Origin of the sequence: Ralstonia sp. R-29, from assembly GCF_049913345.1 — a bacterium.
Classification (GTDB): domain Bacteria; phylum Pseudomonadota; class Gammaproteobacteria; order Burkholderiales; family Burkholderiaceae; genus Ralstonia.
This window is the reverse complement of sequence record NZ_CP184377.1, coordinates 3066599-3091382: the sequence shown is the minus strand read 5'-3', so window position 1 is coordinate 3091382 and position 24784 is coordinate 3066599. Positions and strand designations below refer to the sequence as shown.

The 24784-nt window shown below is 63.7% G+C and carries 24 protein-coding genes; 19 read left to right on the top strand and 5 right to left on the bottom strand.

Annotation, left to right across the window (positions count from 1 at the left end):
• Positions 1-8: 8 nt before the first annotated feature.
• Positions 9-722 carry a ribosome biogenesis GTP-binding protein YihA/YsxC gene (gene yihA, locus ACN9M1_RS14535; RefSeq protein ID WP_426395439.1) on the bottom strand — a complete coding sequence of 238 codons (714 nt, stop codon included), beginning with the start codon at positions 720-722 and terminating at the stop codon, positions 9-11.
• A gap of 255 nt (positions 723-977) precedes the next feature.
• Here yihA and ACN9M1_RS14530 point away from each other — a divergent pair, with 255 nt between their 5' ends.
• The 8 genes from ACN9M1_RS14530 (at position 978) to msrQ (ending at position 8890) form a co-directional block, all read left to right on the top strand.
• Positions 978-1637, top strand: coding sequence for a c-type cytochrome (locus ACN9M1_RS14530; RefSeq protein WP_426395438.1), 660 nt, complete (start codon positions 978-980; stop codon positions 1635-1637).
• A gap of 109 nt (positions 1638-1746) precedes the next feature.
• Positions 1747-3951 (top strand): cytochrome c biogenesis protein ResB, encoded by a 2205-nt coding sequence (locus ACN9M1_RS14525; RefSeq protein ID WP_426395436.1) that lies wholly within the window; start codon positions 1747-1749, stop codon positions 3949-3951.
• Positions 3952-3958: 7 nt separating this feature from the next.
• The gene (gene ccsB, locus ACN9M1_RS14520; protein WP_426395434.1) at positions 3959-5158 is read left to right on the top strand and encodes a c-type cytochrome biogenesis protein CcsB; all 1200 of its coding nucleotides are present in this window, start codon (positions 3959-3961) and stop codon (positions 5156-5158) included.
• A 118-nt stretch (positions 5159-5276) separates the two neighbouring features.
• A complete protein-coding gene (locus tag ACN9M1_RS14515; RefSeq protein WP_426395432.1) occupies positions 5277-5705 on the top strand; it encodes an ATP-binding protein in 429 nt (142 codons plus the stop codon).
• Between the two features lie 25 nt (positions 5706-5730).
• On the top strand, positions 5731-6270 hold the full coding sequence (locus ACN9M1_RS14510; protein WP_426395431.1) for an RNA polymerase sigma factor: 540 nt from the start codon (positions 5731-5733) through the stop codon (positions 6268-6270).
• Positions 6271-6278: 8 nt separating this feature from the next.
• Complete coding sequence (locus tag ACN9M1_RS14505; RefSeq protein ID WP_426395430.1) at positions 6279-7133, top strand: anti-sigma factor family protein; 855 nt, start codon at positions 6279-6281, stop codon at positions 7131-7133.
• Positions 7134-7227: 94 nt separating this feature from the next.
• A complete protein-coding gene (msrP, locus tag ACN9M1_RS14500; RefSeq protein WP_426395428.1) occupies positions 7228-8223 on the top strand; it encodes a protein-methionine-sulfoxide reductase catalytic subunit MsrP in 996 nt (331 codons plus the stop codon).
• 7 nt (positions 8224-8230) lie between these two features.
• Positions 8231-8890 carry a protein-methionine-sulfoxide reductase heme-binding subunit MsrQ gene (gene msrQ / locus ACN9M1_RS14495; protein ID WP_426395427.1) on the top strand — a complete coding sequence of 220 codons (660 nt, stop codon included), beginning with the start codon at positions 8231-8233 and terminating at the stop codon, positions 8888-8890.
• A gap of 65 nt (positions 8891-8955) precedes the next feature.
• Here the strand turns inward: msrQ and lysA are convergent, their stop codons facing one another.
• Together lysA and lptM are read right to left on the bottom strand one after the other, a co-directional pair.
• On the bottom strand, positions 8956-10215 hold the full coding sequence (gene lysA / locus ACN9M1_RS14490) for a diaminopimelate decarboxylase (RefSeq protein ID WP_426395425.1): 1260 nt from the start codon (positions 10213-10215) through the stop codon (positions 8956-8958).
• A gap of 67 nt (positions 10216-10282) precedes the next feature.
• Positions 10283-10513, bottom strand: a complete 231-nt coding sequence (gene lptM / locus ACN9M1_RS14485) for an LPS translocon maturation chaperone LptM (RefSeq protein WP_426395423.1) — start codon at positions 10511-10513, stop codon at positions 10283-10285.
• Positions 10514-10641: 128 nt separating this feature from the next.
• On the opposite strand from lptM, the gene cyaY reads away from it, so the two are divergent.
• Positions 10642-10986 (top strand): iron donor protein CyaY, encoded by a 345-nt coding sequence (gene cyaY, locus ACN9M1_RS14480; protein WP_426395421.1) that lies wholly within the window; start codon positions 10642-10644, stop codon positions 10984-10986.
• 63 nt (positions 10987-11049) lie between these two features.
• Here the strand turns inward: cyaY and ACN9M1_RS14475 are convergent, their stop codons facing one another.
• Positions 11050-13467, bottom strand: coding sequence for a penicillin-binding protein 1A (locus ACN9M1_RS14475; protein WP_426395419.1), 2418 nt, complete (start codon positions 13465-13467; stop codon positions 11050-11052).
• Between the two features lie 462 nt (positions 13468-13929).
• On the opposite strand from ACN9M1_RS14475, the gene pilM reads away from it, so the two are divergent.
• From pilM to ACN9M1_RS14430, 9 genes are all read left to right on the top strand, one after another.
• The gene (gene pilM, locus ACN9M1_RS14470; protein ID WP_426398876.1) at positions 13930-15000 is read left to right on the top strand and encodes a type IV pilus assembly protein PilM; all 1071 of its coding nucleotides are present in this window, start codon (positions 13930-13932) and stop codon (positions 14998-15000) included.
• Positions 15001-15009: 9 nt separating this feature from the next.
• Complete coding sequence (locus tag ACN9M1_RS14465; RefSeq protein ID WP_426395417.1) at positions 15010-15648, top strand: PilN domain-containing protein; 639 nt, start codon at positions 15010-15012, stop codon at positions 15646-15648.
• 2 nt (positions 15649-15650) lie between these two features.
• Positions 15651-16310, top strand: a complete 660-nt coding sequence (locus ACN9M1_RS14460; RefSeq protein WP_426395415.1) for a type 4a pilus biogenesis protein PilO — start codon at positions 15651-15653, stop codon at positions 16308-16310.
• Positions 16307-16852 (top strand): pilus assembly protein PilP, encoded by a 546-nt coding sequence (locus tag ACN9M1_RS14455; RefSeq protein WP_426395413.1) that lies wholly within the window; start codon positions 16307-16309, stop codon positions 16850-16852. Before ACN9M1_RS14460 ends, ACN9M1_RS14455 begins: the two co-directional genes overlap by 4 nt.
• A 2-nt stretch (positions 16853-16854) precedes the next feature.
• On the top strand, positions 16855-19011 hold the full coding sequence (gene pilQ / locus ACN9M1_RS14450) for a temperature dependent type IV pilus secretin PilQ (RefSeq protein WP_426398875.1): 2157 nt from the start codon (positions 16855-16857) through the stop codon (positions 19009-19011).
• A gap of 139 nt (positions 19012-19150) precedes the next feature.
• On the top strand, positions 19151-19723 hold the full coding sequence (locus ACN9M1_RS14445) for a shikimate kinase (RefSeq protein ID WP_426395411.1): 573 nt from the start codon (positions 19151-19153) through the stop codon (positions 19721-19723).
• On the top strand, positions 19720-20826 hold the full coding sequence (aroB, locus tag ACN9M1_RS14440) for a 3-dehydroquinate synthase (RefSeq protein WP_426395409.1): 1107 nt from the start codon (positions 19720-19722) through the stop codon (positions 20824-20826). The genes ACN9M1_RS14445 and aroB overlap by 4 nt, the downstream gene beginning before the upstream one ends.
• Before the next feature lie 19 nt (positions 20827-20845).
• Positions 20846-22012, top strand: a complete 1167-nt coding sequence (locus ACN9M1_RS14435) for a deoxyguanosinetriphosphate triphosphohydrolase (protein ID WP_426395407.1) — start codon at positions 20846-20848, stop codon at positions 22010-22012.
• An 80-nt stretch (positions 22013-22092) separates the two neighbouring features.
• On the top strand, positions 22093-22818 hold the full coding sequence (locus ACN9M1_RS14430) for a carbonic anhydrase (protein ID WP_426395405.1): 726 nt from the start codon (positions 22093-22095) through the stop codon (positions 22816-22818).
• Positions 22819-22961: 143 nt separating this feature from the next.
• Here the strand turns inward: ACN9M1_RS14430 and ACN9M1_RS14425 are convergent, their stop codons facing one another.
• Complete coding sequence (locus ACN9M1_RS14425; RefSeq protein ID WP_426395403.1) at positions 22962-23636, bottom strand: OmpW/AlkL family protein; 675 nt, start codon at positions 23634-23636, stop codon at positions 22962-22964.
• A 271-nt stretch (positions 23637-23907) separates the two neighbouring features.
• On the opposite strand from ACN9M1_RS14425, the gene ACN9M1_RS14420 reads away from it, so the two are divergent.
• On the top strand, positions 23908-24633 hold the full coding sequence (locus ACN9M1_RS14420) for a transposase (protein WP_426395401.1): 726 nt from the start codon (positions 23908-23910) through the stop codon (positions 24631-24633).
• Positions 24634-24784: the final 151 nt, after the last annotated feature.

Here is a 24784-nt window from a genome sequence, read left to right as displayed (position 1 = left end):
TGGGGTCGTTACCCCCGTTGCGCGTTTGGCGACGGGGTTTTTTTTGCCGGTTCGGCAGATGGTGTGGACTGCGGCGCCGGCTCCAGTGCCTCGGGCAGGCACAGCCAGCCTGCGACAATTCGCTGCGCCTCTTCGATGCCGCGACGCTTCAGGCTCGAGAACAACTGCACGGTGAGCGACACGTCGCCCTCGATCTGCGCGCGGTAATCGGCCAGCACCTTGCGTGCCGCCATCAGCGCGCGCGAGGCATCGTTGTTGGTCAGCTTGTCCGCCTTGGTGAGCAGCACGTGAATCGGCTTGCCCGTGGGCAGGAACCACTCGACCATCTGGCAATCGAGATCCGTGAAGGGGCGGCGCGCATCCATCATGATGACCAGGCCAGCGAGCTGCTGGCGCGCCTTGACGTAGTCGCCCAGCAGGTGGACCCAGTGCGACTTGGTCTCGCCCGGCGCTTCGGCATAGCCGTAACCTGGCAGGTCGACCAGGAAGCCGAGCGGGTCTTCCGCCTTGGCCGGCATCACCGAGAAGTAGTTGATGTGCTGCGTGCGACCAGGCGTCTTACTGGAGAACGCCAGCCGCTTCTGGTTGCACAGGATGTTGATCGCGGTGGATTTGCCTGCGTTGGAGCGGCCCGCAAACGCGACTTCCGGCACAGCGGTTGCCGGTAAATCACGCAAATGATTGACGGTGATGAAGAAACGGGCTTGATGCAGAAGCGACATGCGCGGCAGTACCTGTAGACTGCAGTTCAGAACTGCGTGGTTGCTGCGCCGCGAGGTCGCATTGCAGAGGCGTTATTGTACAATACGCCGGTTTACGGACGTCCCCACCAGATCCGTCGCAGGACCGCCCCGAGGCCCGGGCCGGTCCGTTTTCATGCACGGTTCCGGTACGAGGAGAAGGGGATGCCCGGCGCCGCAGGGTCCGGCATTAGGCGGCGCACGCAGCATTCGAAAACAATCTAACAAGGTGTGCGAATGAACCGCATCGCGAACGTTTTGGCTGTTGCAGCGCTGTCCCTGGCATCGGCTTTCTCCGTGGCCCATGCCGAAGAACAAAAAGTCGCCAAGGCGGATGCGGCGCGCGGCGAGACGATCTTCAACACCGGTGTTCCTGCCAACGGCGTGCCCGCGTGTACCAGCTGCCACGGTGCCGGCGGCAACAGCGCGATGAACGTCAACCCCAAGCTCGCGGGCCAGCACGCCGAGTACATCGAAAAGCAACTCAAGGATTTCAAGGCCAAGACCGAGCGCAACCAGCCGGTCATGTCGCTGTACGCCAGCGCGCTGTCCGATCAGGATATGAAGGACGTTGGCGCCTACCTGGGCAAGCAAGCCGCCTGGAAGCCGGGCTCGGCCAAGAACAAGGACACCATCGAGCTGGGCCAGAAGCTATATCGCGGCGGTGATGCCAAGCGTGGTATCGCAGCGTGCGCGGCCTGCCATGGTCCGACCGGTGCCGGCATCCCGGCACAGTATCCGCGTATCGCCGGCCAGTTTGCCGAATACACCGAGGCGCAATTGGTGGCGTTCCAGAACGGCACGCGCAAGAACAGTGTGCAAATGCATGATCTGGCAGGGCGCATGACGGCCGATCAGATCAAGGCCGTGGCGGACTACATCGCCGGTCTGCGCTAATCCGCCGCACCCGACCGTCGTTTGACGGTCGCACAATCAACAAGAAAACAGGGTGGCAATGCGCCTGGCATCGCCACCCTGTTTTCGTTTCTGAATAGCGTTGTCCCGCATGACTTCTGCCTCCACCTCCGGCGTTCAGATCCGCACCCGTCGCCGCGCGCTGCGCGAAACGGTCGAGCTGCTGTCGTCGATGCGCTTTGCGATCAGCCTGCTGACGGTGATCGCCATTGCCAGCGTGATCGGCACGGTGCTCAAGCAGAACGAGCCGTATCCGAACTACGTCAACCAGTTCGGGCCGTTCTGGGCCGATGTGTTCCGCTCGCTGACGCTGCCCACGGTCTACAGCGCGTGGTGGTTTCTGCTGATCCTGGCGTTCCTGGTGGTGTCGACCTCACTGTGCATCGTGCGCAACGCGCCGAAGATGCTGGCCGACATGCGTACCTGGCGCGAGAACGTGCGTGAGGGCAGCCTGCGAGCGTTCCACCACAAGGACGAATTCGACACGCAGGCCGATACTGCTACCGTGACGGCCCGTCTGGCGGCGCTTGCGCAGAATCGCGGTTTCCGCATCAAGGCGTTTGCCCGCGACGGCGGTGCGACACTGATTACGGCAAAAGCGGGCTCCGGCAACAAGATCGGCTACATCCTAGCGCACACGGCCATCGTCGTGATCTGCATTGGCGGGCTGTTGGATGGCGACATGATGATCCGCGCGCAGATGTGGTTTGGCGGCAAGTCGCCGATCAAGGGCAATGCGGTCATCAGCGAGATCGGGCCGGAGCATCGCCTGTCGACGTCCAATCCGGGCTTTCGTGGCAATGCCTTCGTGCCGGAAGGCTCCACCGTCAGCACGGCGATCCTGAACATTGGCGATGGCGCGCTGATCCAGGATCTGCCGTTCATGATCACGCTCAAGAAGTTCACGGTGGAGCATTATTCGACTGGCATGCCCAAGCTGTTCGCCAGCGACATCGTCGTGACGGACCGCCGCACCGGCAAGCAGACCGATGCACGTGTCGAGGTGAACAAGCCGTTTGTGGTTGACGGCGTGGCGATCTACCAGTCGAGTTTTGAAGATGGCGGCTCCAAGCTCAAGCTGATGGGCTTCCCGATGCAGGGTGCCGACGCGAAGACCTTCGCGCTGTCCGGCGCGGTGGGGCAAAACACCAAGCTGACCGGCCACGGCGCCGACTACACCGTTGAGTTCAGCGATTTCCGCCTCATGAACATCGAGACGGTGACGGACGCCTCCGGCAAGCCCGATGCGCGTGGCGTCGGCAAGAAGGGTAGTGCGGATAGCGGCCTCCGGGCTGAACTCGGCAACATCACCAAGATGACGCAGGATCGTGATCTGCGTAACGTCGGGCCGTCTGTGCAGTACAAGCTGCGCGATGCTAACGGCCAGGCGCGCGAGTTCAGCAACTACATGCTGCCGATCACGCTGGACGGGCAGTCGGTGTTCCTCGCCGGCGTGCGCACGCAGCCGGACGAGCCGTTCCGCTATCTGCGCATTCCCGCAGATACGCAAGGCACCGTGAACGAGTGGATGCGCCTGCGCGCCGCGCTGCAGAACCCGGCGCTGCGAGGCGAGGCGGCGCGCCGCTTTGCGTTGCTCTCCATGCCGGGCGACGACCGCGCCACGCTGCGCCAGCAATTGACAGAAAGCGCTCAGCGCGCGCTCGACCTGTTTGCCGGCGCTGTCGCCGAAAAGGGCGTCCCTGCCGATGCGCAAGGCGGCTTTGCTGCCATGGCGACCTTCCTGCAGAAGTCCGTGCCCGAAGGCGAGCGCGAGAAAGCGGCCGACGTGCTGATGAAGATCATCAACAGTTCGATGTGGGAGTTGTGGCAACTGGCGCGCGCGCAAGATGGCTTGCCTGCGCCTGCCGTCGACGCCGCCAGCAGCCAGTGGCTACAGAGCGCAATCAACTCGATCTCCGACAGTTTCTTCTACGGCGCGCCCGTGTATCTGCAGCTCACCGACTTCCAGCAGGTGCAGGCCAGCGTGTTCCAGCTCACCCGTGCGCCGGGTAAAAACATCGTGTATCTTGGGTCGTTGCTGCTGGTGCTGGGCGTGTTCTCGATGTTCTACGTGCGGGAGCGCCGCTGGTGGCTGTGGGTCCGCCCGCACTCCGGCGAGTCTGCTGACGCCACCCCCGGCGCCCATGTGCTGACCGCCATGTCGACCACACGCCGCACGCTCGATTTTGACCGCGAGTTCGAGCGCCTCAAGCACGATGTCCGCGCCGCCGCGGGCGCCACTGACACACGCAGCGACGCCTCCGCGGCAGACGCTGCCCCAAAATCAACGAAGTGAGCAGGTGATGGACGCGACCAATCCCCCCAAACTGTCTGCAGCGACCGTGGCGACCGCTGATCTGGGTGCGTTGGAGCGCCCGTCGTACTTCCGCCGCCTGGGCTGGTTCGACTGGCTCTTTGCGCTGTTGCTGGCGGCCGGCGCCGGCTACGCCTTCTCGCGCTACGGCGCCTATATGGATGGCTACGAGCGCGGCATTCTCGTTGCCGCCGTGCCGGCCTTTGCATGGCTGGGCTGGACGTGGAAGCCGGTGCGTATGCTGATGATCGGCATCGCCGTGCTGGCGTTGTTTGGCGTCTCGCAGTACAGCGGTGCCAATGGCCCGGAGCTTGCCCGCGCCGAACAAGCGTTCTTCCTCAAGTATTTCCTCGCCAGTCAGTCGGCCATCCTGTGGATGAGCGCGCTGATCTTCCTGTCCACGCTGTTCTTCTGGATGGGGCTGGTGCTGCGCTGGGAGGCGGGCAGCTCGATCGGCAGCTCGATGTGTTGGGCGGCGGTGGTGCTGGGCCTGACCGGCATGCTGGTGCGCTGGTACGAGTCGTACCTAGTGGGCGCGGACATCGGCCACATTCCCATCTCGAATCTGTATGAGGTGTTCATCCTCTTCACGCTGATCACCTCGTTGTTCTATCTGTACTACGAGCAGCGCTACAAGACGCGCGCGTTGGGGCCGTTCGTGATGCTGGTGGTGTCAGCGGCGGTGGGCTTTCTGCTGTGGTACACGGTGTCGCGCGGCGCGCAGGAGATCCGGCCGCTGGTGCCGGCGTTGCAAAGCTGGTGGATGAAGATCCACGTGCCGGCCAATTTCATCGGCTACGGCACGTTCGCGCTGGCGGCGATGGTGGGCGCGGCATACCTGCTCAAGGAACATGGGATGCTGGTCGACCGCCTGCCCTCGCTCGAAGTGCTGGACGATGTGATGTACAAGGCCATCGCCGTCGGCTTTGCGTTCTTTACCGTCGCGACGATCCTGGGTGCGCTCTGGGCGGCCGACGCTTGGGGCGGCTACTGGAGCTGGGACCCGAAGGAAACCTGGGCGCTGATCGTCTGGCTGAACTACGCGGCTTGGCTGCATATGCGGCTGATGAAGGGGCTGCGTGGGCGCATGGCGGCATGGTGGGCGCTGGTCGGGCTGCTGGTGACGACGTTCGCCTTCTTGGGCGTGAACATGTTCCTGTCGGGCCTGCACAGCTACGGCGAGCTGTAATTCGCCGATCACAAAATTTCCTCAGCGGACTGGAATAAAGACGCGCCCAGCGTGTTTACTGCTCTGTGAGGGCACCTCGTTTTCCCCTTACCGTGCCCTCCACCCCAAGGAGAACAAGATGAGCCAGTCCGCAGCTTCCATTCAGTCGTTCCGTCCACGCATGGCGTTGGCCGGTGCCGTGATGCTTGCCGCCCTCGGTTTGGCCGGCTGCAGCAGCATGGGCATGGGGATGTCCTCCACACCGTCGGCCGTCAAGGTCACCAACGGCACCCTGACTGACCAGCACGGCATGACGCTGTACACGTTCGATCGCGACGCCGCCGCCGGCAAGAGCGCATGTAACGGCAAGTGCTCCGACAACTGGCCGCCGCTGGCCGCCAATGACGCCGACCAACCTTCCGGCGACTACACCATCATCACCCGCGACGACGGCAAGAAGCAGTGGGCCTATCACGGCAAGCCGCTCTATCTGTGGAGCAAGGACAAGATGCCCGGCGACCAGACGGGTGATGGCTTCATGAACGTCTGGCACATCGCCAAGCCATAAGCGCTCCGTCCTCGCTCGCGCCGACATGTCCGATCTGGCGAGCCGGCTGATCGCGCTTACGCCGCGACTGCGCCGGCACGCGCGCGGTCTGGTGCACGATGCCAGCCGCGCCGACGACCTCGTCCAGGACACGCTGGAACGCGCCTGGCGCTACCGCTGGCACTTCCAGTTCCGGCCCCGGCTGGGCGGTATGGGCGAGGGGGACGGCCTGTTCGCGTGGTTGCTGACCATCATGCATCGCTTGCACCTCAATGCCGTGCGTCGGCCCGACCGGATCGAGTTGACCGACGCACCGCCCGACATCCCCTTCGAAGAGGACCCCGGCCTGCGGCGCGATCTGCTGCGCGCGCTGGCGACGCTGCCAGAAGACCAACGCGCTGTGCTGCTCCTCGTGGGTCTGGAGCAGTTCGCCTATCAGGAAGCCGCCGATGTGCTGGGCGTGCCGCTGGGCACGGTGATGTCGCGGCTGTCGCGCGCACGTGAGCGCATGCGGGTGGCACTCGACGGTGCGTCCGCGCCCCGTTCCTCCGGTGATAGCAGCCCAGCGCTGCACCGCGTGAAGTGAGGCCGACCATGTCTGCCATCCACATCGACGAACTCCACGCCTACGCCGATGGGCGCTTGCCCCCCGCGCGCCGTGCCGCGGTGGAGGCGTACTTGGCTGCGCACCCCGCTGCGGCGGCTGAGGTCGCCGCGTGGCGTCAGGCCGATATGCAGTTGCATCGCGCGCTGGATCCGCTGCTGAACGAGCCCGTGCCCCAGCGCCGCATTCCTGCGGCGATCCTCGCGGCTGCGCAGCGCCCGGCAAGAGCGGGGTTTGGCGCGATGCGGGGCTGGGGCATGGTGGCGGCCGGCGTCGCGTGCCTCGCCCTTGGCACTGGAGCAGGTTGGCTAGGTCGAGGCGCCCTGGAGCGCACGGTGCCGATGCAACGCTTTGCCAACGACGCACTCGTATCGCACGTTGTCTTCTCCCCTGAGTCGAAACACATGGTGGAGGTGCCGGCCAATGAAGAGGCACACCTCGTCACTTGGCTGTCGCGGCGCCTGGACGCGCAACTGCACATTCCTGACCTGACGCCGCTCAGCTACCGGCTGGTGGGTGGGCGCCAAACCGTATCGGCAGATATGCCCACGGCCATGCTGATGTACGAAGGGCCGGGCGGCACGCGCATCTCCGTGCAATTGCGTCGCATGCCGAACAACCGCGACACCGGTTTCCGGCTGGAGACCTTGGCACCGGACAACCGCGTGCTGCAGGCGATCCACCCGACTGCCGATCATCCGCCGCCGATGGCGTTCTACTGGGCCGATCGCGGCTTGGGGTTTGCGGTCTCGGGCCCGCTGTCGCGCGGGCAGTTGCTGGAGGTGGCGCAGGTGGTCTACCGGCAGTACGGCGAATTCACCGCGCCGGTGCCTAGGAAGGAATAGCGCCACTTTTTTTTTGCCCGCGCTGTCAGGTTGGCGGCGCGGGCACGACCAACGCACATGGGACAGCGTTCCCGCACAACGAGGACCACCGATCATGCTGATCAAGACCGACCGCTGGCTGCACGGCGAAGACATCCCCGCCAGCGAGATCACGCCCCAGCACATCTTTGAGCAGCGCCGCCGCTTCCTGGCCGCCGCCGCCATGGGGACCGCTGGTGCGGCACTCACGCCGTGGGCTTCGCGCGAGGCGTTTGCTGTCAGTGCGCCGCTGGCCAAGCTGGCCGCCAAGCCCAACCCCGCCTACACCACGGTCGAGAAGGCCACGCCCTACGACCAAGTCACCACGTACAACAACTTTTACGAGTTCGGCACCGACAAGTCCGACCCGGCGCGTTACGCCGGCACGCTGCGCCCGCATCCGTGGCAGGTCAGCGTGGAAGGTTTGGTGAAGACGCCCAAAACCTACGATTTGGACGACCTGATGAAGCTCGCGCCGATGGAGGAGCGCGTCTACCGCCTGCGCTGCGTGGAGGGGTGGTCGATGGTGATTCCGTGGGCCGGCTTTCCGCTGGCGGAGCTGATCAAGCGGGTGGAGCCGCAGGGCAGCGCCAAGTACATCCAGTTCATCTCGCTGGCTGACAAGCGCCAGATGCCCGGCATCAGCAGCCCGGTGCTGGAGTGGCCGTACAGCGAGGGCCTGCGCCTGGACGAGGCGATGCACCCACTGGCGTTGCTGACCTTCGGCCTCTACGGCCAGGTGCTGCCGAATCAGAACGGCGCGCCGGTGCGCGTGGTGGTGCCGTGGAAGTACGGCTTCAAGAGCGCCAAGTCGATCGTCAAGATCCGCTTTGTCGACAAGCAGCCGCCCACCAGCTGGAACATCGCCGCAGCCAACGAATACGGCTTCTACTCCAACGTGAACCCGACCGTGGATCACCCGCGCTGGAGCCAGGCCACCGAGCGCCGCATCGGCGAAGACAAGGGCGGCTTCGGCGGCCTGTTCGCGCCCAAGCGCAAGACGCTGATGTTCAATGGCTACGACCAGGTTGCGCCGCTGTACGCGGGCATGGACCTGCGCAAGAACTTCTGAGGACGACATGAAACTGCTGCCGCCCATGCTGTCGCCCAAGCAACTGCGCGTGGTGAAGATCGCCGTGTGGTTGGTGGCGCTCGTGCCGTTCCTGCGCATCGTGTTCCTGGGCGCGACCGATCAGTTCGGGCCGAACCCGCTGGAGTTCGTCACGCGCTCGACCGGCACGTGGACGCTGGTGCTGCTGTGCTGCACGCTGGCCATCACGCCGCTGCGCCGGCTCACGGGCATGAACTGGCTCATCCGCCTGCGCCGCATGTTGGGGCTCTACACGTTCTTCTACGGCACGATCCACTTCCTGATCTGGCTGCTGGTCGATCGCGGGCTCGATCCGGCGTCGATGCTGAAAGACATCGTCAAGCGGCCGTTCATTACCGTGGGCTTTGCGGCGTTCGTGCTGATGATCCCGCTCGCTGCCACGTCCACCAACGCGATGGTGCGGCGCCTCGGCGGCAAGCGCTGGCAGTGGCTGCATCGTCTCGTGTACGTGACGGGCGTGCTCGGCATCCTGCACTACTGGTGGCACAAGGCCGGCAAGCATGACTTTGCCGAGGTATCGATCTATGCGGCCGTGATGGCGGTGTTGCTGGGGCTGCGCGTGTGGTGGGCATGGCGTGGCGCACGGCAGGGTGCCATGGCGGGCGGTGCCATGCCGGCGCGCGATTGATCGATGCGGATCCCCAAAGAAAAAGCCTCGCGGTTGCGAGGCTTTTTTCTTGCGGTCAGGCCGGCTTATGCCGGGAACAGACGCTCACCGCGGATCAGGTCTTCAAAGCACTCGCGCTCGCGTGCCAGGTGGACCTTGTCGCCATCGACGATGACTTCCGCCGCGCGGTTGCGCGTGTTGTAGTTCGAGCTCATCGTGAAGCCGTACGCGCCGGCCGACAGAACGGCCAGCAGGTCGCCGGCTTGCACGGCCAGCGAGCGATCACGGCCGAGCCAGTCGCCCGATTCGCACACCGGGCCGACCACGTCGTAGACGACCGGCGCGCTTTCGCCTTCTCGCACTGCAACGATGTGGTGATACGCCTCATACATTGCGGGACGCGCCAGATCGTTCATGGCCGCATCGACAATGCAGAAGTTTTTGCTGGCACCTGGCTTGAGGTATTCGACACGCGTCAGTAGCAGACCAGCGTTACCCACCAGCGAGCGGCCCGGCTCGAACAGCACGGTGCGATCGCCAAAGCCGCGCTGCTCGACGCGATCCAGCAGCGTGCGTGCAAAGGCGGTGATATCCGGCGGCGTCTCATCCGTGTACGTGATACCCAGGCCGCCGCCCACGTCGATGTGCGACAGGCGGATGCCCTCGGCGTCGAGCTTGGTCACCACGTCGAGCACCTTGTCCAGCGCATCGAGGTACGGCGACACCTCGGTGATCTGCGAGCCGATATGGCAATCGATGCCGACCACGCGCAGGTTGGGCATTGCAGCGGCTGCGCGGTAGGTCGGCAGCACCTCGTCAAACGCCACGCCAAACTTGTTGCCCTTCAGGCCCGTCGAGATATACGGGTGGGTCTTCGCATCCACGTCGGGGTTGACGCGCAGCGATACCGGCGCGGTCTTGCCCATTGAGGCGGCTACGTCGTTCAGGCGGTGCAGCTCGGGGATCGACTCCACGTTGAAGCACGCCACGCCGACTTCCAGCGCGAAGCGCATTTCGTCCGCGCTTTTGCCCACGCCCGAGAACACGACCTTTGATGCCGGCGCGCCAGCCGCCAACACGCGCTTGAGCTCGCCGGCGGACACGATGTCGAAACCTGCGCCAAGCTGCGCGAACACTTGCAGCACGGCCAGGTTCGAGTTTGCTTTCACGGCGTACTGCACGTGCGCGTTGCGACCCTCGCACGCGGCGGCATAGGCACGATAGTTTGCTGTGAGCGCAGTGCGCGAATACACGTACGTGGGCGTGCCGAACTGCGCGGCAATCGCGTCGAGCGCGACGCCTTCGATCATCAGCGCGCCTTGCTGGCGGATCAGGGACTCGGACATGAGCGGGAGCATTCAAGGCGTCGCGCCAGATTTGGTGGGCGACGCCGGTTGGGCAAAAGAGGCGGGATCAGCGATTGGCGGGCACCGCGCTGGCGGCGTCCGCAGCCGGTTTGGCGCCCGGCACCGGGGGCTGCGGCACGGCGTTCGGGCCGGCGATGCCTGGGTCGGTTGTTTCGGGTGCGGTCGGTGCAGACGGCACCTTGGGCATGTACAGCGGCCCGCGAATCCCGCAGCCGGATAGGCCTGCAACCGTCAGGGTCAGGCCGACAATGGCTACAATGGCGGCGGTTCGTATCATCGGATGATGGTGCAGAAAGAGATGCCCAAGGATGTGTCCCTTGCGGCGATCGGAGTCATATGGGGCAAGGCGCCAACGGGTCAGAAACTGCCTGCGTGCCGCGCCCGCGCAAGATTTTGGAGTGTAGCATGCCCCCCCTGAGCGAATCGGAGTTCCTGGCCCTGGCCGATGCCGAACTCACCCGCATCGAAAGCATTGTTGAAATTGCTGCCGACGAGTCGGATGCCGACATCGAAGTCACCCGCACCGGCAACGTGCTGACGCTCGAGTTTGACGATGGCTCGAAGATCATCGTCAACAGCCAGGCACCCATGCAGGAACTGTGGGTGGCCGCGCGCGCCGGCGGTTTCCACTTCCGTCGCGGGGATGACGGCCGCTGGCTCGATACGCGTAGCCAGGAAGAGCTGTACGTCGCGCTGTCGCGCTATGTCAGCCAACAGTCCGACGTGGATGTGACGCTGGCCGCCAACTGAACGCAGCGTTCACGCCAAAAGAAAAGCCGCCCCGAAGGGCGGCTTTTTCGTGCGCAGCCGGTCTTAGTTGCCGCGGAACATGTCGAGAATCTTCTGTTTCTCCTGCTCCGGCGTCGGTGCCAGATTGATGCCCGGCTGCTGCGGTTGCTGGTCGCCGCCCGGCGCTTGCGCACCCGGCATTGCGTCACCCAAGCCCACCGACGCCACGCCCTGGCCATTGGCGTATTCCTCGTAGGCCCAGTCGCCGGCCATCTGCACCACGCCTTCCGGCGGCTGGCGATCGGTCTCGGGCTGGCCCTTGAGGGCGTAGCTCATGTAGTTGATCCAGACCGGCAAGGCCAGGCCGCCACCGGTTTCTCGATCACCCAGGCTGCGCGGGTTGTCGTAGCCCATCCAGGCAATCCCGACCAGCTTGGGCGTGTAGCCGCAGAACCAGGCGTCGAACGAGTCGTTGGTGGTGCCGGTCTTGCCGGCCATGTCGTTGCGGCCGAGCTTCTGCTTGGCGAGGTAGCCCGTGCCGTTTGCGACCACACTGCGCAGCAGCGAATCCATGATGAAGTCGTTGCGCGGGTCGATCACGCGCACGGCATCCTTGCCGGCTGTCATCGGGTGCGCTTGCTGGATGACGGTGCCGCGCGCGTCGACCACGCGGTCGATGATGTACGGGTTCACGCGGTAGCCACCGTTGGCGAATACTGAATACCCGCCCGCCATCTGCAGCATCGTCACCGAGCCGGCGCCCAGCGCCATTGGCAGGTAGGCCGGGTGCTTGTCTGCCTCGAAGCCGAAACGGGTGATGTACTGCTGCGCGTATTGCGTACCGATCGAGCGCAGGATGCGCACCGACACCAGGTTCTTCGATTTCTGCAGCGCGCGGCGCATCGTCATCGGGCCGTCGTAGCCGCCGCCGTAGTTCTTGGGCTCCCACACCTGGCCGCCGGTGTCGCCGGTCGGGATCGACAGCGGCGCATCGTTGATCACCGTGGACGGCGAGAAGCCCTTGTCCACCGCCGCCGAATAGATGAATGGCTTGAAGCTCGAACCCGGCTGGCGCCAAGCCTGCGTGACGTGATTGAACTTGCTGCGGTTGAAATCGAAGCCGCCGACCATCGAGTAGATCGCGCCCGTCTGCGGGTCCACCGAAATGAAGCCCGAGGCCACTTCCGGCAGCTGCGTGATCGACCACTTCTGCGTCTTGGTGTCCTGGATCACGCGGATCACGGCGCCCGGACGCAGCTTGATCTTCGGCTGCGCGTTCGCTGCCAGCGCCGCCTGGGCAAAGCGCAGGCCGTCCCCCGCCAGGTCGATCGTTTCACCGGAGAGCATGGTCGCGCGCACCAGCTTGGGCGCCACGCTCACCACCACGGCCGATTGCAAATCGTCGCTGCCCGGATGTTCGAGGAGCACGTCGTCAATCGCCTGTTCCCGCTCATCGGCATCGCTGGGGAGGTCGATGAACGCCTCGGGCCCGCGATAACCATGGCGGCGCTCGTAGTCGAGAATGCCGCGACGCACCGATTGATAGGCCACGTCCTGATCGCCCTTGCGCAGCGTGGTGTAGACGGTCAGGCCGCGCGTGTAGGTCTCTTCGTGGTACTGCGTGTACATGAGCTGGCGCACCATTTCGGCGACGTACTCGGCGTGCACGTCGAACTCGTGGCCTTCGCTGCGTACCGGCAGTTGCTCATGGATGGCCTGGTCGTACTGTTCCGGCGTGATGTAGTGCAGGTCGCGCATGCGCTGCAGGATGTACTCCTGGCGCACCTTGGCGCGCTTGGGGTTCACCACCGGGTTGTATGCGGAGGGCGCCTTGGGCAGGCCGGCCAGCATGGCCGCCTCAGCCAGGGTGATGTCCTTGATGTTCTTGCCGAAGTAGATCTGCTCGGCGCTGGCAAAGCCGTACGCGCGCTGGCCAAGGTAGATCTGGTTCATGTACAGCTCGAGGATCTGGTCCTTCGTGAGGCTCGCTTCGATCTTGTACGAGAGCAGCATCTCGTAGAGCTTGCGCGTGTACGTTTTCTCGCTCGACAGGAAGAAGTTGCGCGCCACCTGCATGGTGATGGTCGACGCGCCTTGCGACATGCTGCCGCGCAGGTTGGCCAGCCCGGCGCGCAGCACGCCAATGAAATCTACGCCGCCATGCTCATAGAAGCGATCGTCTTCGATAGCCAGCACGGCGCGCTTCATCACGTCGGGCATCTGCGTGATCGGCACGAAGCTGCGGCGCTCTTCGCCAAATTCGCCGATGAGGACGTTGTCGGCGGTGTACACGCGCAGCGGAATCTTCGGGCGGTAATCGGTGATGGCGTCCAGCGACGGCAGGTTGGGCGCGGCCACCAGCAGGGCATAGCCCACCAGCAGCGCCCCGACGACCCCCAGAGCAACGAGCAGGCCGAGCATCCAGAGAAGCAGGCGCGCCCACAACGGGCGTCGGGCTTTGGGCGGCTTGGGCGAAGCAGGGGTGGTTTGGGCAGTAGCCATTACAGGGGCACCGGGGGTGTCAGTCAGCGTGGCCGCGATTATATCGTCGGGACTCGCGCCCTCCCGGACGTGCGGGCGTAACAGCCCGTAACCGAGCGCGTAACCGCTGTCACGTCGGTGGCGCCACGGCCACTTATGCTGCGCATGCGGCACTCATGGCGGGCGCGGCGTGCGCTTGCGGCCCCAGGATTCAAGGTGGGCAAGAATCCGCCGTTAGAAGTAGACGAAGCGGAAAGCAAGTCAGACGAAAGGGGTATCCCCCGACCGTGGGGTTTTGACAACGCTTTACGAATCGGCGCCTGCGAAATGCTCTGCGGCCAGTCGGAGCGTTTGCCTGTTCTAAAGGATTTTGTGAGAATCCAGCAGCAAATCCATGCAGGCTAAGGCGCACGTTGGACGTAGATCGGGCGCCTGGGTTCAAAAATATATAAACGGTGGGGTGTCTCTGTGCGACGGGGTTTGTTGTCCGGCCTGCTGCGCCGCAATATCGTCGGGATAGATATCGGGTCTTCCAGCGTCAAGGTGGTGGAGTTGTCCGCCAACGGCAAGCAGGGGGATTTCCGACTCGAGAAATGCGCAAGCGAGCTCATTGAACGCAGTGCCGTCGCTGACGGCAATCTGGTCAATATCGATGCGGTGGGCAGCGCGCTCAAGCGTGCCATTGCCAAGGCCGGTATCCGCAGCAAGGATGCCGTGCTCGCCATTCCGTCCAGTCTGACGGAATCGCAGACCGTCAGCCTGCCCGACAACCTGACCGAAGACGAGCTCTTCGTGCAGGTCGAGAGCGAGGCCAACCGGCTGTTTCCGCCCTCGCAGAACGTCAATTTCGACTATGTCGTGATCGGCCCGTCCGAAACCGAAGGCGGGGTCGGCGTGCGCGTGACGGCCACTGTGGCCGAACGCGTGACGGAGCGCGTGACTGCTGCCGAGATGGCCGGCCTCAAGCCGATCGTCATGGATGTGGAAGAAAACGCCATCCAGCGCGCCATGACCCACATGCTGTCGGTCAAGTACGACGCCACTGAAACCGAAATGCGCGACATGCCTGTGGTGGCGATGTTCCACCTCGGCGGTGCACACTCGCATGCGCTGTTCTATCAAGGCTGGAAGGAACTGTACGAGCAGCCGCTCTCTGGCTCGGGCGACCAGCTCACGCAGAGCATCTCGCGCCTGTTCTCGCTCGACCTGCTCAAGGCCGAGGTGAAGAAGCGCAAGAACACCCTGCCGGACGAATACCGCAGCCAGTTGCTCAAGCCGTCGCTCGAAACCCTGGCGATGGAAATCAGCCAGGCGATCCAGAATTTCATGTCGACCTCGAGCGTCGGCCGGGTGGACGAGATTGTGCTGTCTGGCGGCCATGCATCGTTGCTGGGTGTGCAAACCGCCATTCAGCAGCAGACGCAGATCAATACGACGCTGGCCAATCCGTTCGCCAACATGGGCGCGGCCAAGAACGTCAATGCGCGCTATCTGCAGCGTGATCTGCCGGCGTACATCGTCAGCGCGGGCCTCGCCCTGCGCGGGCTGCAATAAGGAGGCCCCATGGCGAATGAAAGCGCGACTGCCGTGAATGCACTCCCCAGCGTCAACCTGTTGCCGTATCACGCCGAGCGGCGTGCGGGTAAGCGCAAGAAAGTCTTTATGAGCCTCGGTGCCGCGGCGGCCGCCGGTGCCGTGGTGGTGTTCCTGGGCGGCATGGTGATCGATCACCAGACCGAAGAGGCGCAGCGCATCAACACCATCCTCACGCAGAAGAACGCGGAGATGGATAAGCAGATCACCGAGGTCAACACCCTCAAGAAGGACATTGAAGATCTGCTGCAGCGTCAGCACGCTGTGGAGAGCCTGCAGAACCAGCGCAACCGCCCCGTGCAGCTCCTGGAAGAGTTGGTGCGCCAGGTGCCGGACGGCATTTATCTGACGTCGCTCAAGCAGGAAGGTGACCGTTACACCGTATCCGGTGTTGCTCAGTCCAACGAGCGCGTGTCGGATCTGCTGCGCAACCTCGGTGCGGTGCCCTGGCTGGACTCGGCGGAACTCGGCGAGTCGGTGGCCACCACCATGACGAACAACCTGAAGGAACAGCGTCGCCTGTTCAACTTCACCATCCGCTTCCAGTGGAAGGCCGAGGTGGAAACGCCGGCTAAGCCCGGTGCAGCCAGCGCAGTGGCGGGGAAATAACCATGGCTCTCTCGACCGAAATCTCGCTGGAAGACATGGTCAGCCAGTTCCGTGGCCTGAACCTGAACGAGCCGGAAACCTGGCCGACCGCACCGCGCATCCTGTTCATGATCCTGGCCGCCGTGCTGGTGATCGGCCTGGGCTGGCAACTGTATTGGAGCGGCAAGTTTGACGAGCGCGACGCCAAGCGCAGCGAGCAGGAAACGCTGAAAAGCGCCTACCAGACCAAGCTGGCCCAGGTGGTGAACCTCGAAGCGCTGCGCAAGCAGAAGGCCGAGGTGGAGCAGCGCGTGGCCAAGCTCGAACTGCAACTGCCGAACAAGACTGAAATGGACGCGCTGCTGGCCGACGTCAACCACGCCGGTATCGCACGTGGCCTGACGTTCGATCTGTTCCGCCCGGCCGCAGCCGTGATCAAGCCGTACTACGCGGAGATCCCGGTGGCGGTGAAGGTCAATGGCCGCTACCACGACATGGCGCTGTTTGCGGCCGACGTTGCCGCGCTGTCGCGGATCGTCACGCTGCAGAACATCGCCCTGACCGGCAACAAGGACGGCAGCATGGTGATGGAAGCCCGTGCCGAAGCCTATCGCGCGCTCGACGCCGATGAGCAAGCCGCCCAGCGCAAGGCCAATGCCGCCGGCAAGGGAGGCGCCAAATGAAGGGCCGCACCATGAGTCGCCGCCGGATGTCGCATCTCGTGCGCTTGTCACCGCTGTGCCTGGCTGCCGTGTTGACGGCGTGCGGCGCGAGCGAGGACGACGAGTTGCAGCAATGGATGCAGGAGGCCCGCCAGCACGTGAGCACGACCGTGCAGCCGCTGCCGCAGCCCAAGCCTTACGCGCCGCGTGAATACACGACCACCAAGCAGACTGACCCGTTCAGCGTGCAGAAGGTGGCCGAACTTTCGCGCGCCCAGAACGAATCGCCGGAGCCCAATCGCCGTCGCGAACCGCTGGAAGACTATCCGCTGGAAGCCTTCAAGCTGCTCGGGACGATGAAGCGCAACGGTGAGGCGGAAGCCGTCCTGTCTGTCGGGGACAAGACGCAGCATGTGCATGTGGGGCAGTACATCGGACAAAACTATGGTCGCATCGTCCGCATCGGAGACCAGGAACTCACCCTGCGTGAACTGGTGCGCGAAGGCACGGCCGAATGGAAAGAAAAAATGACGACCCTGAAAGTTCAGGAGAGCGCGCAATGACGATGCGTCTTGTGAAGGGCGGCCTGTCGCAGGCAACCCGAGTGGCCCGGGGGGGCGCAGCTGCATGGCTTTCGCTGTGCATGTTCATCATGGCCGGTCAGGCGATCGCGCAGCAGGCTGCGACAGCGCCTGTGGCAGCGTCCGGCAACGCGATCGAAAAGGTGGAGCAGGCCTCGGCCGGTGAATCCACCGTCGTGACGATCACGCTGAAGAGCGCACCCGCCCAGAAGCCGGTGGAGTTCAGCACGCAGCAGCCTGCCCGCATCGCCATCGACTTCTTCGGCGCCGGCTTTGCCCAGGGCCGCGCAAACTATCAATATGGCGGCAAGCTGCTGCGCTCGGCCAACGTGGTGCAGATCGGCGATCGCACCCGTGTCGTGCTCGATCTGGCGCGCCAGACGCAGTACAAGTCCGAAGTGCGCGGCAACCAGTATGTGCTGACACTGGAAGCGGCCCCGGTTGCCGCTGCCGTGGCAGCGCCGACCTTCTCCGCGCCCACGCCGGTGGCTGGCGCAGAGCGTCCGGCTGTGCGCAACGTTGATTTCCGCCGTGGCGATGATCTGGCCGGCCGTGTGGTAGTCGACCTGTCGACGGCCAACTCGGCCATCAACATCGCCCAACAAGGTCAGAACCTCGTGGTCGATTTCGTTGGCGCAACGCTGCCGCAGTCGCTGCGCCGCCGCTATGACGTGAGCGATTTCGGGACGCCCGTGCAGTCCATGCGCGCCACCGACAATGGCACTGGCGCACGCCTGATCATCGAGCCGCGCGGCAACTGGCAATACAGCTCGTACCAGACCGACACGCAGTTCGTGGTGGAAGTCCGCCCGACCAAGGAAGACCCGAACAAGCTGATCTCGGGCCCGGGTTACCGCGGCGAGCGCCTGTCGCTGAACTTCCAGAACATCGACGTGCGTTCGCTGCTGCAGGTCTTTGCCGACTTCACCAATCTGAACATCGTCACGAGCGATAGCGTGACGGGAACCCTGTCGCTACGTCTCAAGGATGTGCCGTGGGATCAGGCGCTGCAGATCGTGCTGGACTCGAAGGGTCTGGCATCGCGCCGTAACGGCAACGTGCTGTGGGTTGCGCCGCGCGGTGAGCTGGCCACGAAGGAAAAGGCCGAGCTGGAATCGCAGCAGCAAGTCACCGAGCTGGAGCCGCTGCGCAGCCAAGTGTTCCGCCTGAACTATCAACGTGCGGATGATGTGCGCAATATGCTGCTGGGTACCGGTGGCGCAGGTGGCGGCGCTGCGGCAGGTGGCACGGCATCGCGCGTTCTGTCCAAGCGTGGTTCGCTGACGTCGGACGCCCGGACCAACCAGCTGTTCGTGTCGGATATCCCCAGCAAGCTGGAAGAGGTGCAATCCTTTATCCAGAAGATCGACATCCCGGTTCGCCAGGTGATGATCGAGGCGCGTATCGTCGAGGCGGATGACACGTTCAGCCGTAATCTCGGCGCCAAGCTGGGCTTCGCGTCCAAGACCAACGGTGCTGGCTACGGTAATACGTACTCCAACGTGCTGTCGCCAGTGACGAAAGACGCAATCTGGGACAACAGCCCTGCACTCAGCTTCCCGGCCAACGGCATCAACGGCGTGAACGCTGCCAGCGTGGCGGTGAGCTTGTTCAATGCCGGTGCCGGCCGCTTCCTGGCGCTGGAACTGTCGGCGCTGGAAGCCGACGGTCGCGGCAAGATCGTCTCCAGCCCGCGTGTGGTGACTGCTGACAACGTCAAGGCACTGATCGAACAAGGTACGGAGATTCCGTATCAGCAGGCGACCTCTTCCGGCGCGACTTCGGTGTCGTTCAAGAAGGCCAACCTGAAGCTCGAAGTGACGCCCAAGATCACGCCGGATGGCAACATCTTCCTGGATGTGGACGTCAACAAGGACAGCGTCGGTATCCAGACTACGAATGGCTTTGCCATCAACACCAAGCATGTGCAGACACAGGTGCTGGTCGAGAATGGCGGTACGGTCGTCATCGGCGGTATCTACACGCAGAACGAACGGACCGACGTGAACAAGGTGCCGCTGCTGGGTGATATCCCGGTGCTGGGCAACCTGTTCAAGAGCACGAATAAGATCAACGACCGCACCGAGTTGCTGGTCTTCCTGACGCCGCGCGTGCTGTCCGATCAGCTCTCGCTGAAGTAATCAGCGTCCGGAATTTGTTCCGTCAAGCCCGGCCTCCTGTGTGGAGCGCCGGGCTTTTTTGTGTCCTGCGGTTCGGTTTGTGCGGGATGGTGTGCAAATGCCACTACAATCAGGCTCAAACTCCTGATTCCACGCGATTTTGTCTGTTCCCAACGTTTTTTTCGTCGGCCTGATGGGCGCCGGCAAGACCACGGTTGGCCGGGCCATTGCCCGCCGGCTCGATCTGCCGTTTTTCGACTCCGACCACGAGATCGAAGCGCGTTGCGGCGTTCGCATACCGGTCATCTTCGAGCACGAGGGCGAAAAGGGTTTCCGTGATCGGGAAACCCACATCATTGACGAGCTGACCGCGCGCAACGGCGCGGTCGTTGCGACCGGCGGCGGCGCCGTGCTGCGGCCCGAGAATCGCGCCTTCCTGCGCGAGCGGGGCACGGTCATCTATCTGCGTGCCAATCCGCATGACCTGTACCTGCGCACGCGCCACGACAAGAACCGACCGCTGTTGCAGACAGAAAACCCGCGTGCCCGGCTCGAAGAGTTGCACGCAATCCGTGATCCGCTGTACCGCGAGGTGGCGCACTTCGTCATCGAAACCGGCAAGCCCACCGTCGCCCAGCTTGTTAATATGGTGCTGATGCAACTCGAGATGGCCGGCATTGTGGCGCCATCCGCTGGTTCCTCCACCTCCTCGCAAGTCTCCCCCCAGTCATGATTACCGTTGATGTCGACCTTGGCGATCGCGCCTATCCGATCCATATCGGGTCGGGGTTGCTGACCCAGGCCGCGCTGTTTGCTCCCCATATTCGCGGTGCGCGTGCCGTGATCGTCACTAACGAGACGGTTGCGCCGTTGTATGCGGCCAAGGTTGAAGAAGCCATCCGTTCGCTGGGCAAGGCCGTCGACACGGTTGTGCTGCCCGATGGCGAATCGTTCAAGAAGTGGGACACGCTCAATCGCATTTTCGACGCGCTGCTGACGGCGGGTGCGGATCGCAAGACCACGCTCATCGCCCTGGGCGGCGGGGTGATTGGCGACATGACGGGTTTTGCCGCGGCTTGCTACATGCGTGGCGTGCCGTTCATCCAGGTGCCGACGACGCTGCTTTCGCAAGTCGATTCGTCGGTCGGCGGCAAGACGGGTATCAACCACCCGCTGGGCAAGAACATGATCGGTGCGTTTCACCAGCCGCAGGCCGTGCTGGCCGACATCGACACGCTGCGTACCTTGCCACCGCGCGAGCTGGCGGCTGGCATGGCAGAGGTGATTAAGCATGGCGCCATTGCCGATGCGGATTACTTCGCGTGGATCGAACAGAACGTCGCCGGCCTGAACAACTGCGATACCGATTTGATGGCCGAGGCCGTGCGCGGTTCGGTGCGTATCAAGGCGTCCGTCGTTGCCCAGGACGAACGTGAATCCGGCTTGCGTGCGATTCTGAATTTCGGCCACACCTTCGGCCACGCCATCGAGGCGGGCCTGGGCTACGGCGAGTGGCTGCACGGCGAAGCCGTCGGCTGCGGCATGGTGATGGCCGCCGATTTGTCGCATCGTCTGGGCTTTATCGACATCGATACGCGCAACCGCATTACCGCGCTCACGCGTGCGGCCAACCTGCCGACGGTGGCGCCGGATTTGGGCGTCGATCGCTTCATCGACCTGATGCGCGTGGACAAGAAAGCCGAAGCCGGTGAGATCAAGTTCGTGCTGCTGCGCAAGCTGGGTGAGGCCTTCGTGACCACGGTGCCCGACGCAGACTTGCGCGCCACCTTGCAGCACGCCGTGCTGCGTCCCCCCACCGAAGCCCCTGTCGCCTGACACCAGAAGAGATGGCCCGATGAACGATCGACTCGATATGCCGCCTGCACCGTTCGATCTTGAGGGCCATCTTGCGCCGTATGCGGCGCATGCGGCGCAGACGCGCGGCCGCGTGCATGCCGAGCCGCCGTCGACATCGCGCACCGAGTTCCAGCGCGACCGCGATCGCATCATCCACAGCACTGCGTTCCGCCGGCTCGAATACAAGACGCAGGTCTTCGTGAACCACGAGGGCGACCTGTTTCGCACGCGGCTCACGCACAGCCTGGAAGTCGCGCAGATCGCCCGTTCGATTGCGCGCAGCCTGCGCTTGAATGAGGACCTCGTCGAAGCGATTTCGCTCGCGCATGACCTCGGCCACACGCCGTTCGGCCACGCCGGGCAGGATGCGCTGAACGATTGCATGAAGCCCTACGGCGGTTTCGAGCACAACCTGCAGAGCCTGCTGGTGGTGGATCGGCTGGAAGAGCGCTACGGCGGTTTCGACGGTTTGAACCTCACGTTCGAGACGCGCGAGGGCATTCTCAAACATTGTTCGCGTAACAACGCCGCCACGCTTGGCGACCTGGGCCGGCGCTTTCTCGAAGGGCAGCAACCTTCGCTGGAAGCGCAACTCGCCAACCTCGCCGATGAGGTGGCCTACAACAACCACGATATCGACGACGGCCTGCGTTCCGGCCTGATCACGCTGGAGCAGTTGGAAGATGTGCCGCTGTGGGTGACCCATCGGCGCGACGCTGAAGCCGCCTTCCCGAATGTGGGTGGCCGACGCCTCATCAACGAAACCATCCGCCGCATCATCAATGCGCTGATCGTCGACTTGATTGCCACCACGCGCACCAACATCGGGGAGGTTGCGCCGCAGTGCGTCGATGACGTACGTGCGGCGCCCGCGCTCGTCGCCTTTTCCGAGTCGATGCGCGAAGAGGCGCGCGTGCTCAAGCGCTTCCTGTTCGACAACCTCTATCGGCATTACCTCGTGATGCGGATGTCTGCCAAGGCGCGACGCATCATCGACGATTTGTTCTGCGCGTTTCTTGATGATCCGCGCCTGTTGCCGCCGCAGTATCAAGCGAAGGCCAGCCCTGATGAGCAGCCGCGCTGGATCGCGCATTACATCGCCGGCATGACCGATCGCTATGCCATCAAGGAGCATCGCCGCATCTTTGCAGTCGATACAGTGTGAGTCGGATATCGGACCATTCTGAGTGACGCTGCCCCGGGGCGGAACCTACGATGGCGAGGTTCATTTTCCGGGGTCAATTGATGTCACGCCTTCTTTTCGCACTGCTGGCGGTTTCCGCGTTCAGCGTTCATGCCGCCAGTCCGGCGGATCATTTCGACTATCAGCACCAGGCCGAATGGCACGCGGTGCACGATGCCTTCCAGTCGCCCATCGACATCCGCACGGCCGACGCCGTGGCCGCCGATGAGGACGAGCCGGACGTCATTCAGCCGCGCTATGGCTCGGTCAAGGCCACCGCGGTCGACACGGGCCATGCGCTGCAGGTGAACGTGCCCGGCGGCGACGTCAAGATCCGCGGTCGGCACTTCACGCTGCGCCAATTCCATTTCCACGCGCATAGCGAGCACACCGTCAACGGCAAGTCGTACCCGGGGGAAGTGCACTTGGTGCACACCGCAAAGGACGGCCGCATGGCGGTGATCGGCGTGATGCTGGAACCGGGCGCAGCCAACCCCGCGCTCGAAGCCGTGCTGCAGGCCGCGCGCAAGGGCGAGGCGCATGATGTGGCGTCTGTTGCCGCCGGCGCACTGCTGCCAAAGAGCGATGCCTACTATCACTACCTTGGCTCGCTGACCACGCCGCCGCTGACCGAAAATGTCGAGTGGTACGTGCTCAAGCAGCCGATTACCGCATCACCCGAGCAATTGGATGCGCTGCGCAGCTTCTACGCGGACAACTTCCGCCAGCCCCAGCCGCTGGAAGGCCGCGTTGTCACGCAGTTCGATCCGGCCGCGCTCAAAAAGTAAGCGCCCAAAAAAAATGCCCGGCCGCCCCAACGCATGCCGGGCCGAACGTGCCAACCACCGTCGACGAGCGCCCCCGCCGTCGACGACCCCTGCGGCACGTCGGAAAGTCGATCAGAAGACGTTTGTTTTGCTGATCGTCTCCCTCAGAATCGATAGCCCAGGCCGATACCCAGCAGCCACGGATCGACCTTGACCTTGCTGATGGTCTGGCCGGCCAGCTTCACGTCAGCGCTGATCCAGGTCTTTTTCAGGTCGAGGTTGAAGTAAAGGTGTTCGGTCAGGCGATAGTCGAAGCCGGCCTGCAGTGCCGGGCCAAAGCTGTTCTTGCTCATTTCTAGCGGGCCGACACCCGGCACCTGCAAGTCGACATTCGAAATGCGCGTGTAGTTGATACCCGCGCCCACGTAAGGCTTGAAGCGCTTTTCTGGCGTGAAGTGGTATTGCAGCGTGAGCGTCGGCGGCAGGTGGCGGAAACTGCCAATCTTGGTCGGCCCGCCCAGCGCGCTTTGCGTGACGGTCACGTCGTGCTGCTGCGGGTACGTCAGGATCAGTTCCGTGGCGATGTTCGGCGTAAAGAAGTACGAGATATCCAGTTCAGGGAACGCCTTGTTGTTGATCTGGATGGCGTCGTCCGGGATGGCAAGCGCGGGCACTGCATCGGACTTGTTGGCGGCGGTCAGATTGACGGCGCGCAGGCGCACCATCCAGTTACCCGTTGGCGCCGGCAGATCGTTGCTCTGCGCAAAGGCGGTCGGGCTGACGGTGGCTGCCAGAAACCCGGCGGCTGCGGCTACGGCGGCTAGGCGAACAAAAGCCATGAAACGCTCCCTGTGTTGTTGTCTCGTGGATGTGATGGGAGCCAGTCTCGCGGGGAAGTCGCCCGGTCGATTTGCGCCGGATCAATTTCATGGTGATGCCGAACGACTCTGCGGCCGCCGATTTGACGGCACGCAAATCCGCCGGGGAACGCGGCCGATTCTCGTTGCGCCTCAGCGACAACTGCTTCGCAACCGTTTGCTGCTCAAATAAATGGGGACAGAAAAGACGCGGCCGCGATAGGATGAGCGCTTTCTGTCCCTCCTTTTGCCCATGGCTCGCTTGCCTCGCCTCAGTCCGGTCGACGTTCCTGTGCACGTGTTGCAGCGCGGCAACAATCGGCAGGCGGTTTTCCGCACCGATGAGGACTATGCGTTCTACCTGGACACGCTGCGCATGGCCGCGCGGGAACACGATTTCGCCATTCACGCGTTCGCGTTGATGCCGAACCACGTGCACCTGGTTGGCACGCCGAAGGTAGCGGACAGCCTGTCGCGCACGTTGCAGGCGGTAGGCCGGCGCTATACGCGCTACTTCAACGCGGCGGCTGACCGTAGTGGCACGCTGTGGGAAGGGCGCTTCCGCTCGACCGTGCTGGACCCTGCGGAATGGGTGTTGCCGATGCTGCTGTATGTGGAGTCCAACGCCGTTCGCGGCGGCGTGGTCGCCACTCCGGAAGAGGATCGGTGGAGTACGTATCGTCATCACGTCGGCATTCAGTCCATCCCGTGGGTGAGTGACCACTATTGCTATTGGCGGCTTGGAAACACGCCGTTCGAGCGCCAGTCCCGCTATCGAACGCTCTGGCATGAAGGCCTCGGGTCAGACCAGCTCGAGATCATTCGCCAGCATGTGCATAGCGGCTGGCCGCTCGGTAGTGAGGCTTTCTTGGCCACACTGGCGCGTGCGGGTGGTCGGCGAGTCGCGCCCCTCCCGAAAGGCCGGCCGCCGCGTAAAACCGCAGAAGTGGGGACGGAGGACGCGGCATCGGTGGAATAGGCGGGGGTCACGTCGGCTCACTGCAGGTGCGTCGATCCGCACCAAATTAATCTGTCCCCACTTATAAACCCGCACTACAAGCGTGCATTTATTAATTGAATCCGACCCCATTTAAAACCTTTTGCGTGTTACGGGACGCTCTTTTATATTC